Origin of the sequence: Anaerococcus urinomassiliensis (genome assembly GCF_900128425.1) — a bacterium.
In the GTDB taxonomy this organism is placed as follows: domain Bacteria; phylum Bacillota; class Clostridia; order Tissierellales; family Peptoniphilaceae; genus Anaerococcus; species Anaerococcus urinomassiliensis.
The window spans coordinates 1,372,158-1,385,267 of record NZ_LT635782.1 but is presented as its reverse complement, the minus strand read 5'-3'; the positions used below and the strand labels follow the sequence as shown (position 1 = coordinate 1,385,267).

Below are 13,110 nucleotides of genomic sequence, written 5' to 3'. Positions count from 1 at the left end.
GAAAATAATTAATTATTTATTTTATAAAAATTGTAATAATTCATAATATACAAGGAGAAGAAATGAATGAACAAGAAATTGATTTAATTGAACTGTTTAATAACATTAAAAAACATACATTACTAATCATTATTTTGGGTCTTTTGATAGGGGGGATTTCTTATGGTATTTCTTCATTTGTACTCACACCAAAATATGATTCGAATGCAACTATGATAATTAGTAATTCTACTAACGTGGATAGTCAAAATATGCCACAGGCTAATGTAGAGCTTAGTCAAATTAATGCTAACAAAGCTCTTATTTCCACCTATTCAGAGATAGTAAAGTCTAGGGGTATTGCTGATAAGGTTATTAGTAATCTAAATCTTGATATGGATTATGAAGAATTCTCAGAAAAGGTGTCTATTGAGTCTGTGAAAGATACTCAGATCATATCTGTGATGGTAGTAGATACAATACCTGAGAGAGCTCAGGACATTGCTAATGAGACTGCGAATATCTTTAAGGATTCTATTGGTGACATAATGAAGGTTGATAATGTTCAGATACTTGATGGTGCGACATTACCAGAAAAACCTTCATCTCCAAATATTAAGAAAAATACTGCTATTGGAGTTGTTTTAGGACTTATTCTTGGAGTTATGATTTCTATTTTTAAAGAACTTGCAGATACAACTATCAAGTCCCAAGATGATATTAACAAGTATTTTGACCTACCAGTTATTGGTATTATTCCAGATAAGAAGCAAGGATAAGATTATGGGAAAGAAAAATAAAAATTATTATAATTCCTCAATGTATGATGAGGCTATCAGATCAGTGAGAACTAATATCCAGTTTTCTGGTGTTGATAAGGAAAACAAAATAATATCTGTTACTTCAACTAAACCTGCTGAGGGTAAGTCTACTGTTTTGTATAATTTGGCCAAGTCTTTTGCAGAAAACGGTGATAGGTCTATACTTCTTGATTGTGACCTTAGGAGTCCATCTATAGGCGAGATTGCTGGTGTGAATTTTAACCTTGGCGTTACAAATTACCTTACTGGCAAAGCAGATATTAATGATGTTATTATTAAGGATAGGGAACAGGCTAATCTAGATTTGATTCTTACTGGTCCTATCCCACCAAATCCATCAGAGATGCTTGCTTCAAAGGTTTTTGCAAATCTTATCAAAAACCTTGCTGAAACATATGACTATGTATTCATAGATACTCCTCCAGTGGGACTTTTTACAGATGCATCAATAGTTTCTACCCTTTCTGACGGCATGATATATGTTGTAAAATCATCTGATACCAAAAGGGAAGAGATATCCCAAGCCTTAGAAAATCTAAAGAGAGTAGATGCAAATATTTTAGGTATGGTTTTGACCCACGCTCACTTGAAGAAGAGCAAATACGGAAACTACTATTAAGATGATAGATATACACAATCATATAATATATGGAGTTGATGACGGGGCTAGAGACATTGATGAGAGCCTAAAGATGGTTGAGCTCTACCAAAAGGCTGGCTTTAACAAAATTATAGCGACAAGCCACTATGATAGGTCTAGATATATGGTAGATGCTGGGGAAATCAAAGAAAAAGTTGAGATTTTGTATGATGAAATTTCTAACCGTGATTTAGATTTCAAAATATATCCAGGTCACGAGATCCAGGTTGAGCTTGATATGATTAAGAAACTAAAAAATGGCGAACTATTAACTTTGAATGGTTCAAAGTATGTGCTTTGTGAGCTTTCATTTGTAAATAAGCCTAATTTCTTGAAGGACCTTTTTTACAATATGCAATTGGAAGGCTATATTCCAATCATAGCCCACGCTGAGAGATATCCCTATGTGGAGGACCACATAGAATGGCTTGAGGACTTTATCAAAGCTGGAGCTCTGGTTCAAATCAACTATGCATCAATAAGATCACATTCTGATATTACTAGGGAACTTTTGAAAAGAAATATGGTTCATATCATAGGGACAGATGCCCACCAATCAGAGTGGAGGAGCCCAGATATTTCATCCTACAAAGATGAGATAGAAAGGATAATCTCTAAGGAGAAATTTGATAAGCTTTCAACTATCAACCCACAAAAAGTGATTGATAATGACTTTATTTCTAGTGACTATGACAAAATCATTAGACCAGAAAAGACAAAGAGAAAAGGCATATTTAATTTTTGGAGAAAAAAATGAGAATAAGAAAATTTATTTATTCTGCTATTATTTTATTCGCATTGACTTCTTGCAACAAAGAAGAAGAACATTATGAGAGTAAAAATGTGAAGGTGGATTCAGTCTTTGACAAGGCTGATGATTCTAATGAATCCGACGCTGACAAAGATAAATCTAAAAATGAAGATAAGGCAAAAGAAGAGAAAAAAGAAGAAAAGCCAGCAGATGATAAAGCTGAAGACAATAATAAGGCGGAAGATAATAATCAACAAGGCAATAAGGACCCTGATAATAATACAAAGAAATATAGGGTTGAAAATGGCGTAAATATGAGATCTGAAGCTAATACGGATGCTGACAATATCATAGCTGTGATTGACCCTGGTACAGAGATTACAGGTCTTGAAGAGATTGAACAAAATGGCAAGATTTGGGTCAAGTTAGAATATCAAGGACAGACAGGATTTGTAGTCAAAGAATTGCTTCAAGAGGTAAATAATTAGCTTTATTTGAAAATTGTTTCTTTGGCAATATAATAATGGTAAGAGAAGCAACCTCTTGATCCCAAAAAAGCCCTTGAATTTTCAAGGATAAGGTAGAGGAAGAATCTCCATGAGAATCAAAAAAGACAGTAGTTGCCGCTACTGTTTTATTTTGCAAACTTTTCTAAAGAAATGTCTCAAGAGGAGATAACTAGCTTAGTTGAAAATAGACCATCAAGCAATATAATAATGGTAAGAGAAGCCACCTCTTGATCCCAAAAAAGCCCTTGAGTAATCAAGGATGAATGTAAAGGAAGATTCTCCATTAGAATCAAAAAAGACAGTAGTTGCAGCTACTGTCTTTTTGTTTTACTTGTCTTCGCATTTATAGACTATAAGGCTAGCTATAATAGCTACTAACAAAGGAAAAATAAAATTTTCCAAAATGTAAAGGATTATCTCCATTTAAATCACCTCCTTTCGGAGACAATTTAATTATATCATAAAAATCTACAAAGGCTTACAATATACTTGCGTTGATTGTGTATTTTTAAATAATATAATGATAGCATGACTGAAAAAATATTTAGACAAAAAATGTTATTAGGATTACTTTCGATTTCGATACTTACAGCTTGCGGACAAGTAGAGGAAAAACAAGCTCCTAAGGTTGTAAATTTGGAGGAAGAAAAAGAGCAAGAAAAGAAAGCGGAAGTTTCACTTGATGAACTATCTGCGTTCCTTTATGAGAAGCTTGATGGACAAAAATTGGTCAGAAATTATGGAGAAGATACTGGCTGGACTAACTTAGAACTTGGACCAGATGGGACATTTACAGGCTCCTACATGGGCAAAACCTCGGTAGATGGCTTTGATGGAGGCAGAAACTGGAAGGCAGCTGCATATTACCTGGGAGAAGAAATTCATTCATCAGATTTTAAGGGGAGATTTACCATAGTAAAACAGATCAATGACTATGTATATATGATGAAACTTGAAGACTTTGAAATAACCTCAGAATACGGTCTCCACGATGACATATACTTTAACGTAGACTTCGCTCTAGGTATGAAAGAAGACGCAGACTACTACCTATACATCCCAGGAACACCAGGAGATCTAATGCCAGGAGAAGACTCTAGACTGGATAAGAATTACAAAAAAGAAGACTCCACAGAAGACAAGAGTGAGGGTTTTATAATCTGGGAAAAATATGATGATGAAGTCTTCAATCAGCTAAGCTTGTAGAAGACTTAAAAGAAAGATCCTTCGATTTCAGCTCAAAATGACATTGGGGTTTTCATTGCCGAATGATAGGGTTTGGATTCCATTACCCTATTGTCATCCTCGAGGGAGCGAATGCGACCGAAAGATCCCTCCGTTCCACCCTGTCATCCCAGTGGGAAGCCTAACAAGGACTGACCGAAGGATCTCATAGAGAAACACTACGCCAGGAGATTCTTCTTTCGCTAGCGCTCAATCAGAATGACAGGGGAGCCGGGAAATATAACTAAGCTTAGAGGTGGAAAAAATTGGTGTTTTAAGATCTCATAATTTCGTTTAAAAAATCGCACTGTTTGAGCATAGCGAGTTTGCGATTTTTAGAAATTTGAGATTGTAAAAACCCAATTTTTGATGTTGATATTATAATCCGCCCCACGCGAGTGGCCGTTAGGGTGAGTTTGGTAGGGGCTTGGGGACCCTTTGGAGGGCGAACGCCAGCCAGTCCGGCGAGTGAGGACAACGCCCTTAAAGGGTCCCCAAAGGGGATAGGTGTGTTGTTAATATTATAAATATAGTTTGTTATAGTTTTTACAAAAATATTCTTTAAAAATGGATTCTTCGCTTTTGCTCAGAATGACACTGGGGTTTGCATTACCGAATGGTAGGGTTTGTTTTTCATCAAGAATGACATTTATACGGAAACTAAGTGCGGATGCACGAAATAGCTTTTTAAAAGCGAGTTTCCGTAGGAAAAAAGGGGTCTGTCCTAGATCGGCCGGACTGGCAATTGCTACCCCTAATTCCTATCCCCCGAGGTACGAAGTCACAGCCTTAAAAAATATTTAAATAAAAGATATTGATTACTAAAATAAAAGAAAAATATTTCTTTTTAATTTCTTTGTAAAGATCCTTCGGTCGGCCCTCAAGGGCCTTCCTCGAGGATGACAGAGGGGAGAGCTAGAATGTGTTTTTTTCGCTAAGCAAGGAGTATACATTTGTTCCAAACCACTCTAGAATAGGGCTTTATAATCCCATGCTTTTGCCATTATCCGTAATCACATCCACCTCACTGTCATGTTTAATGACCTACCATCCATTTTTGAAAAAAATGGATGGTAGGTCAGATATCAGATTGTTTCAAATCTGTGATTTGTCAAAATCTGATTGAGCGAATGCGAAACATCTTTCATACAAACACATTCTTTGTAAAGATGGCCCTATAAGGCCTCTCTCTATGATGACAGGTGTTTGGACTGGCAAAGTAGAGAATGTGCTTATCAAAAATACCATCATTTCAATAATAGGGGAAATTAAAAAGGGGTTAGTTATACTTCCCCTTTTTTCAATATCCTCATTGCCCAAAGTATGGCAATGATTGATACTCCTACATCTCCAAATATTGCCAGCCACATATTGGCTTTTCCTAAAAATCCTAGGATTAGTATTACTAGTTTTACTAGCAATATGAATGTTATGTTTTGTCTGACAGTTCTATTGGTGATGTCTGATATTTTCATTAATTCATTTAGTTTTGCAAATTCGCCATTTACTACCAGGATATCTGATGATTCTATGGCAAGGTCGCTTGCTGTTTCTCCCATGGAGATTCCCACACTTGCATTGGCAAGGACTGGAGCATCGTTTATTCCGTCTCCTACAAAGACTGTTTTTTCTCCCTTTGTTTCAAATTCTTTTAAAACTTTGAGTTTTTCATCTGGCATAACTTCTGCATAATAGTCTGTAAGTCCGAGTTTGTTTGATGTTTCTTTTACGACTTGTTCGCTATCGCCAGATACTACTAGGACTTCTTTGAAGTGATCTTTGAGGTTATCTATAGTTTCTTTTGTATTTTCCTTGATATCGTCTTCTATTATTACTTTTGCGGCTAGATTTCCATCTATAGAAAGATATATTGACCTATCTTTTTCTTCTTCTTTGTAGCCCACATATTTTGCTGAACCAATTTTGATTTCTTGGTCATTTTGGTTGATGGCTTTGACCCCAAGGCCTTTTTCGTTTGTTACATTTTTAAATAGATCTGGTTTTTTTTCTCTATCTAAGCTTTCTACCACTCCTTTGGCTATTGGATGGGTGCTCAAAAGTTCTATATTGTAGATGTAATCAAGGGTTTCTTCCTTATCATAATCTCCAAAATATTTGACATCTTCTACCTTGAATTTGCCTGTTGTGAGAGTTCCAGTCTTGTCTGTCAATAGGACTTGGGCCTGGTTGAGGCTTTCAAAGTATTGGCTTCCCTTGATGAGTATCCCATTTTCACTAGCAAGGCCAAGGCCTGACATAAAGGTAAGTGGTACTGATAGGACAAGAGCACATGGGCAAGATAATACTAAAAATGTTGCAGCACGTAGCAAGTAATCATTCCAGGCTCCACCAAAAAATAAGGGAGGCACCAGTGCAAGTAAGATTGCAAGTACAACTACAATTGGTGTATATACCCTTGCAAAACGAGTTACAGTTTTCTCACTTTCTGACTTACTTCCTGCTGAGTCTTCGATAAGTTCCATGATTTTGGCAGCTACAGAATCTTCAAATTCTTTTTTGGCTTCCATTTGTATGATTCCTTCTGTCATAATAGATGAAGAAATAATCTCAGATCCAACTTCAAGTTCAACTGGCATAGATTCGCCTGTTACAGATGAGGTATCCAATAGCCCGTGACCCTTGGTTACAATACCGTCAACACCGATTTTTTCGCCATCACGGACTAGGAGTATATCGCCAACTTCGACATCATCTAGGTCGATTTCTGTAGTACTTCCGTCTGGATTTACCTTATTTGCTACTTCTGGCACCAAGTTTAGTAGTCCTTTGATATTTTCTCTAGACTTATGGGTGGCAATTTCTTCAAAAAGCTCACCAAAATTATAAAAGAGCATTACAGCGACAGCTTCAGTATATTGGCCGATTGCAAAGGCTGTGATTGTAGCAATAGACATCAAGAAATTCTCGTCAAGAGCTTGTCCACGCTTAAGCATTTGAAATGCTTCTTTTAGAATATCAAAAGCCACCATTATATATATTATTGCAAATACTATTATTATATATGGACCAGAAACGTATCTATGATGATAAATACCTAGGACAAAAGTGAGGATGGCAATTACAATCAATCGCTTAAGCTCACTTTTGTGTTCATCTGTCATTGATTTAAACATACTATTTGGCCAAAAATACTGTTCCTGGTTCTAACTTGTCAGCAATTTTATTAGCTTCATCTAGGATTTGGTCAGGATTTGCATCATCCTTAACTTCAAGCTTTAATTTTTCTGTCAAAAATGATAGGTTGGCATCCTCTACTCCGTCAATATTTTTGACAGCTTCTTCTATTTTTGCTGCGCAATTTGCACATAGTGATTTGCTTTCTACTTTATATTTTAATCTCATAACTTACTCCTTAATATGTTCAATTCCTGTCTTAAAAATCGTCTTTACATGGTCATCGGCAAGTTCGTAGTACATTGATTTGCCACTTCTCTTGGCTCTGACCAAATTGTTATCCTTCAAACTTTTTAGCTGGTGGCTAATAGCCGACTGGCTCATATCCAAGGCCTCCGCAATTTCGCCTACAGCAGTAGGTCCACTAAAAAGCACATTCATGATCCTAAGCCTAGTTGAATCGCCAAAAACCTTAAAAAGATCAGCTAAATCAAATAAAATTTCTTCATCTTTAATGCTTAACATTGTCACCTCTGTTCATATGAATATGTGTTCATATATATTATAGCAGATATTTACATTATGTCAAAGTTTATATATGTTATGATAATTTTACATTTATAATTTATTTAGTGGGTAAATAATTCTCAAGGAGGCCAGTATGGTAGAAGAACTTTTTACAGTGAAAAATTTAAAATCGTGGTATGACCCAGAAAAAAATATCTTAGATGGGTGCAGTTTTAGTCTCAATCAAAATGAAGTCGTGGCACTTGTAGGCAGTAATGGTTCGGGGAAAACAACCCTTATCAAAACTATTATGGACATACATCCTAATTACAAGGTGGATGAAATTAGTTTTATGGGCAAAAATTCTGATTTCAAAGACCCATACTTTAAAGAAAATAGGCTGGCAGTTTTTTCAGATGATAAAGCCTTTAGATACTGGAGTTTTTGGGAATATGCAGATTTTTTGTACAAAATATATGGCAAAGAAATCGATGAAACTTACATAGAGTCCTTGATGCAGGGTTTTAATTTTAATAAATATGAAAACTACATACTAAAAGATCTATCTATGGGAAATGCCAAGAAATTTTATATTATAGCTGCTCTTGGCCTAAAATTACCTTTTTTAGTATTAGATGAGCCTGTAGATGGCCTAGACTTTGAATCTACTGTGTTTTTGTACCAAGAGTTAAAAAAATACAAAAAATATGGTTCGATTTTTATGTCTACCCATATTCTAGAGTCAATAAATGAAGTTGCTGATTCATACATACTACTGCACAATGGCAAACTTAGCGAGAAAAAACCAATAGTTGAAAAATTGAGTTCTGATGAAATTATGAAATCTTTTGGAGTGGAAAATGTTTAAACTTTTTACCAAAGATCTTCTTGATAGGCAAAGGTTCTTAAAATATTTTATCTACGCTATAGTTGCCTATGCCGTCTTAGATGGACTTTTAAAAAATAGGCAAGATATTGTCTTTAACGAAAGATTTCTAATTTTTGTAGCAGTTGCCCTAGTTGGATCAATTTTTTATTATATTAGAGGATATGTTGCAAATGATAGAATTTTATCTTATTATGCCTTACCTGTTAGCACTCAGACTTTAAATAGAAATTTTATCCTTGCTATATTAATTGATACAATTTTTAGTAAATTAATCTTAGTTTTTATAGCCTTATATCTACTAAAGGCCCCATTTGATTTTTATGTAAAAGTTACCTTTATTATGTTGGTTATTACTTTTTTTGCTTCAGCAAGTAATACTTTAAATCTTTCCCTGGGGAAATTTTTGCTTATTTTAGCCATATCTCTTATAGCCTTATATATGATAATAAATTATAGTTTGCTCTATGGTGGTATAGCTTGTCTAGTTACTATTGCGATATCTTCAGTATTATTTAAAGATATATATTTTTCTACAAGAACTAATACAAAAATTAATAAATTACATATAAAGAATTATTTCTTAAAATTTGCTCTTGCTGAAAGTGTATATATTATAAACTCTATTTCGCTTATAGTCATGATAATATTTGCATCTCTTGCTCTTCCTGAAGCTATGGGACTAGTTATTGCCTTTGCAGTTGGAGCTGTAAACACTCCACTATTGACTATGTTTTCATCAAGTGAAGCTTTGAGAAGCTATGATAAAATGTTTCCAAATGTAACCCTACAAAAAGATTATATCAAAGTCCTAGCCCTATATTTTGTAATTATAAATACCATAATTGTAGTGATTAATTTTAATAAAGTCCAACCAACTTATTTGCTAATAGTAAACATGGTAATTGTAACAATAATAGAAGTTTTTGTATCATATAAACTCGAAAGTCTAAGGCCTATAACAAATACAAAGACACAAAATGAAATCTGGAAACATCCAAGAAAGTATATCTTACCAATAATTGTTTTTGTAATCAGTTTTTTAGTACTAATAATGTTTAAGACATTCTAAGTATAAATTTTAATAGAAAGGAGATAATTGATGACTAATAGTTCTAAAGCTATAAGAATTATCGTTGGTATAATTTGGCTAGTAGCTGCATATTTTATATATAAACAAAACCAACCAATTTTTGCAGTAGTTTCTGTAATACTAGGAATTCTATTTATTGTCATGGCATTTAGAAATCCATCAGATAATGCTAATGGCAGGAAGAGAAATAGAACAAAATATTTCTTTTAATTACTGACTTGATAAAACTCCTTTTGGGAGTTTTATTTTTTTGGGTAAGTATATTATATATGAAAAAATATAAGGAGATATTATGAACAAAACTAAGATTCAACAAATTATAGGAATTGTAGCTATGCTTTTCTCAGTTTATATGTTTTTTGATAAACGTGGGGGAGTAGGATTTATTGTATTTTTGATAGGTGCAGTAGTATTCGGACTTGGTAAAAAGGAAGAAAAAGAAAATCAAAATTACGTTCCTAGATAAAAATTTTAGCCTTCCCAAGCGGAAGGTTTTTTTGTACATATTTAACAATGGAGGAATATTATGAATGAGAGAAAGCTTTTAAGTATACTTGCCATAGTTTTTATAAGCATATCCGTTTTTATGTTTTTTACTAAAAAGGGTGGCATGGGATTTCTTGTGTTTTTAATTGGACTTGGCCTATATATATTTAGTAGGCGAGGGACTGATTATAGATCAATGTAAAAAGGACCCCTATGGGCCCTTTTGTGATTATTTGTGAAGTATGTCTCCACTTTCTGCATCAAGTTCTACATCATCGCCATCTTCAACGTCGATGCTGTATACTATTTTGCCTTCGTCATTAGTTTCTATTTCGTATGATTTTACATAGCCTTTGTTGTTTTCAAGTGCTTTAGCCATAGCTTCTTTTGGAGCTAGGATTTTAGTAAAGTCGATTGCTGTGTCATTGTCTTTATCATCATCAACTTCTTCCTCTTGACCTAGGATTTCGCCACTTTCAGCGTCAATTTTTGCTTGATATTCTTTTTCGCCGTCAAATCCTTCTATAGAGTAAGCATAAACTCCGTCATCTTCGTCAAGTTCTACACTGTTGATTTCAAGACCTTCAGCTGTGAAAGTTTCTTTGAATTTTGCTACAGCATCATCAAGACTTAGAGCGAATTCTTTTTCTTCTATGCCAGATTTTAGGTCGTCAACTTTTTCTTCTACGCTATCCTTTGCCTTGTCAACTTCTTCTGTGACTGCAGCTTCGGTATTGCTTGCGGCATCCTTGACATCTTCTTTGGCTTTGTTGGCACTTTCGTTACCACAAGCAGCTAATACTGCTGCCAAAGCTAGAGCAGATGCTCCGTATTTTAGGTTTTTAATTTTCATTATTCTTCCTCCTTAAATTGCATATTATTAATATACCCACTTTATAATATTAATCAATAAATTAATATAATAGAAAAATCTAGAGAGGTTTATTTATAAAACATAAATTGTATTTACAAAAGTGTTCTATGCTAATTTATTAAGATGATAGGAAGATACTTGTTCTTTGATTTGGTCAAGACTTGTGTTTTCGTCTATAGTTACTGCTATCTCAACACTTGATTCAACTAGGGGAGAGCCAGCTAGTAGGACATTTTCCTTAAGGTTATCATCTAGCATATCATAGGCCATCTCACAGTTCATCATTGATGATCCAAGGTCAAAGAATACTACTACTCCATCCTCAGCAAGTCTTGTCATTTTTTCGTTGATTTCTTCAAAGTTTGAACCAAGTTCTCCATCTTCTGTTCCACCAGAGTATTCGATATTGACATCAGCAGCCATTTGGCCTACTAATTCTTTTAACCCTTCCGCTAATTTATGGCTGTGGCTTGCTATTAGTATATTAATCATTGATAGCTCCCAAAGTTTCTTTGATTAGGATATAAGAACTTGCTGCACCTGGGTCAATGTGGCCAATAGACCTTTCTCCAACGTATGATGCACGGCCTTTTTTAGCTTTGATGTCCTTGGTTTTTTCCATGGATTCTTCTGCTATTTTAATAACCTCATCAAAAGATTTGCCAGCATTTAGGGCTTCTGCAACTGGCTCTAGGACATCTACCATAGTCTTATCGCCAACTTCTGCCTTTCCTCTTTGTTTGACTCCCTCAAGACCAGCTGTAAATGCTTTGTTTAGTTCATCACGGGTCAAATCTTCTACATCCTTGAGGCTTGCAGCAAATTTCATAAAAAATGAACCATAGAGAGGGCCAGAGGCTCCGCCTACCTTGGATAGCAAAGTAGTAGCTACTTTATTAAACAAAGTTTTGTAATCATCAAAGTCAGCTTCTAGAGCTTCCTTGGTAAAGCCAAAGCCTTTTGCCATATTTACGCCGTGGTCAGCATCTCCTATGGACCTATCTAGGTCTGTGAGATAGTCCTTGTTGGCTATGATTTCATCTGCTGCTTGTAATATTAGAGTTTTTACATTATTAACTTGCATATATTTATTTCCTTACTATGTCTACTTCTTGGTCTAGGAGGGCTAGTCTTTGGTCGTCAACCTTGTATAAGGTGATTGAGAATCCTGCCATATCCATACTGGTCATAAAGTTACCTACATAAGTGCGAGCAATTTTGATGTTTTTCTCAGCTAGGTAATCAGCAATGCTGTTGTTTATGACAAATAGTTCCATCTCTGGTGTAGCTCCCATACCATTTATCATGAGGGCATATTGGCTATTTGTATCTGTCACTTCAACTAGGAGCCTATCGATCATTTCTTTTGTGATTTCATCTGCTGATTTCATTTCTTCTTTTTGGATGCCCTCTTCACCGTGGATGCCGATTCCCATTTCGATTTCGTTTTCATCTAGGCTAAAGGATTCCTTGCCATCTGAAGGGTTGGTGCATGGTTTGCTTGCCATACCGATAGATTTGATGTCTTCTACAATTTTATCAGCCATTTCCTTGATTTCGCTTAGGCTAGCTCCGTTTTCTGCCATGGCGCCAAGGGTCTTATGAACAAAGATTGTTCCAGCTACCCCACGTCTGTCTTCCTTGTTTTCTACTACTATATCATCGTTGGTAATCACATAGTCGACTTCTATATCTTCCATTTCTGCCATTTCCTTGGCCATTTCAAAGTTCATAACATCTCCCTGGTAATTTTTCACTACCATAAAAACTCCCTTGCCAGAGTCAGCTCTTTTGATAGCTTCAAGTACTTGGTCTGGGGTAGGGGATGTGAATACATCTCCAGCTATGGCACAATCAAGCATGCCCTTGCCAACATAACCAGCATGAGCAGGTTCGTGACCGGAACCACCACCTGATATTAGACCAACTTTGCCAGCAACTGGTGCATCTTTTCTTGCAATGACACTAGTGCCTTCGATTCTTACGATTTTTTCTGGATTTGCCTTTACCATTCCATCTAGCATTTGATTAATTATATCTTCTGGCTTGTTTATAATCTTTTTCATATCTACCTCCGATTATAATATTCTTTTTATGATATATACCCATCTAGGTAGATAATAATGATTGAAATATTGTCCTTTCCGCAGTATATTTATGAATATGAGAATAGTAATACAAAGGTCAAAGTAAGTCAAAAACTTT

The 13,110-nt window shown here is 35.1% G+C and carries 17 protein-coding genes; 10 read left to right on the top strand and 7 right to left on the bottom strand.

The annotated features are described in order from the left end of the window. Positions 1-62 precede the first annotated feature (62 nt). The 5 genes from BQ7474_RS07565 to BQ7474_RS07545 all read left to right on the top strand — a co-directional run bounded on the left by BQ7474_RS07565 (position 63) and on the right by BQ7474_RS07545 (position 3,906). Positions 63-758, top strand: a complete 696-nt coding sequence (locus BQ7474_RS07565) for a YveK family protein (RefSeq protein WP_073998312.1) — start codon at positions 63-65, stop codon at positions 756-758. A gap of 4 nt (positions 759-762) precedes the next feature. Next, positions 763-1,419, top strand: coding sequence for a CpsD/CapB family tyrosine-protein kinase (locus BQ7474_RS07560; RefSeq protein ID WP_073998311.1), 657 nt, complete (start codon positions 763-765; stop codon positions 1,417-1,419). Between the two features lies 1 nt (position 1,420). Then, positions 1,421-2,197: a tyrosine-protein phosphatase gene (locus BQ7474_RS07555; RefSeq protein WP_073998310.1), complete on the top strand. Its 777-nt coding sequence runs from the start codon at positions 1,421-1,423 to the stop codon at positions 2,195-2,197. Beyond that, positions 2,194-2,679 (top strand): SH3 domain-containing protein, encoded by a 486-nt coding sequence (locus BQ7474_RS07550; protein WP_073998309.1) that lies wholly within the window; start codon positions 2,194-2,196, stop codon positions 2,677-2,679. The genes BQ7474_RS07555 and BQ7474_RS07550 overlap by 4 nt, the downstream gene beginning before the upstream one ends. Positions 2,680-3,228: 549 nt before the next feature. Continuing rightward, entirely contained in the window at positions 3,229-3,906 is a 678-nt protein-coding gene (locus tag BQ7474_RS07545) for a hypothetical protein (RefSeq protein WP_073998308.1), read from the top strand. Between the two features lie 1,301 nt (positions 3,907-5,207). On the opposite strand, the gene BQ7474_RS07540 is transcribed toward BQ7474_RS07545, so the two are convergent. The 3 genes from BQ7474_RS07540 to BQ7474_RS07530 are packed head-to-tail and all read right to left on the bottom strand — an operon-like array spanning position 5,208 to position 7,584. Beyond that, positions 5,208-7,046, bottom strand: a complete 1,839-nt coding sequence (locus tag BQ7474_RS07540; protein ID WP_235821489.1) for a heavy metal translocating P-type ATPase — start codon at positions 7,044-7,046, stop codon at positions 5,208-5,210. Between the two features lie 13 nt (positions 7,047-7,059). After that, positions 7,060-7,287 carry a cation transporter gene (locus BQ7474_RS07535; RefSeq protein WP_073998306.1) on the bottom strand — a complete coding sequence of 76 codons (228 nt, stop codon included), beginning with the start codon at positions 7,285-7,287 and terminating at the stop codon, positions 7,060-7,062. Between the two features lie 3 nt (positions 7,288-7,290). After that, positions 7,291-7,584: an ArsR/SmtB family transcription factor gene (locus tag BQ7474_RS07530; protein ID WP_073998305.1), complete on the bottom strand. Its 294-nt coding sequence runs from the start codon at positions 7,582-7,584 to the stop codon at positions 7,291-7,293. A gap of 136 nt (positions 7,585-7,720) precedes the next feature. Between BQ7474_RS07530 and BQ7474_RS07525 the strand changes: the two genes are divergently transcribed. The 5 genes from BQ7474_RS07525 (at position 7,721) to BQ7474_RS10625 (ending at position 10,233) form a co-directional block, all read left to right on the top strand. Next, positions 7,721-8,434: an ATP-binding cassette domain-containing protein gene (locus tag BQ7474_RS07525; RefSeq protein ID WP_073998304.1), complete on the top strand. Its 714-nt coding sequence runs from the start codon at positions 7,721-7,723 to the stop codon at positions 8,432-8,434. Further along, positions 8,427-9,524: a hypothetical protein gene (locus BQ7474_RS07520; RefSeq protein ID WP_073998303.1), complete on the top strand. Its 1,098-nt coding sequence runs from the start codon at positions 8,427-8,429 to the stop codon at positions 9,522-9,524. Before BQ7474_RS07525 ends, BQ7474_RS07520 begins: the two co-directional genes overlap by 8 nt. A 30-nt stretch (positions 9,525-9,554) precedes the next feature. Continuing rightward, complete coding sequence (locus BQ7474_RS07515; protein ID WP_073998302.1) at positions 9,555-9,755, top strand: hypothetical protein; 201 nt, start codon at positions 9,555-9,557, stop codon at positions 9,753-9,755. 82 nt (positions 9,756-9,837) lie between these two features. Beyond that, positions 9,838-10,011, top strand: a complete 174-nt coding sequence (locus BQ7474_RS10630) for a hypothetical protein (protein ID WP_159429556.1) — start codon at positions 9,838-9,840, stop codon at positions 10,009-10,011. 60 nt (positions 10,012-10,071) lie between these two features. Beyond that, a complete protein-coding gene (locus BQ7474_RS10625; RefSeq protein ID WP_159429555.1) occupies positions 10,072-10,233 on the top strand; it encodes a hypothetical protein in 162 nt (53 codons plus the stop codon). Between the two features lie 27 nt (positions 10,234-10,260). On the opposite strand, the gene BQ7474_RS07510 is transcribed toward BQ7474_RS10625, so the two are convergent. From BQ7474_RS07510 to dhaK, 4 genes are all read right to left on the bottom strand, one after another. After that, on the bottom strand, positions 10,261-10,884 hold the full coding sequence (locus BQ7474_RS07510; protein WP_073998301.1) for a PepSY domain-containing protein: 624 nt from the start codon (positions 10,882-10,884) through the stop codon (positions 10,261-10,263). A 126-nt stretch (positions 10,885-11,010) separates the two neighbouring features. Then, on the bottom strand, positions 11,011-11,397 hold the full coding sequence (dhaM, locus tag BQ7474_RS07505) for a dihydroxyacetone kinase phosphoryl donor subunit DhaM (RefSeq protein WP_073998300.1): 387 nt from the start codon (positions 11,395-11,397) through the stop codon (positions 11,011-11,013). Next, positions 11,390-11,989, bottom strand: a complete 600-nt coding sequence (dhaL, locus tag BQ7474_RS07500) for a dihydroxyacetone kinase subunit DhaL (protein WP_073998299.1) — start codon at positions 11,987-11,989, stop codon at positions 11,390-11,392. Before dhaL ends, dhaM begins: the two co-directional genes overlap by 8 nt. A gap of 4 nt (positions 11,990-11,993) precedes the next feature. Further along, positions 11,994-12,971, bottom strand: a complete 978-nt coding sequence (gene dhaK, locus BQ7474_RS07495) for a dihydroxyacetone kinase subunit DhaK (protein ID WP_073998298.1) — start codon at positions 12,969-12,971, stop codon at positions 11,994-11,996. Positions 12,972-13,110 lie beyond the last annotated feature (139 nt).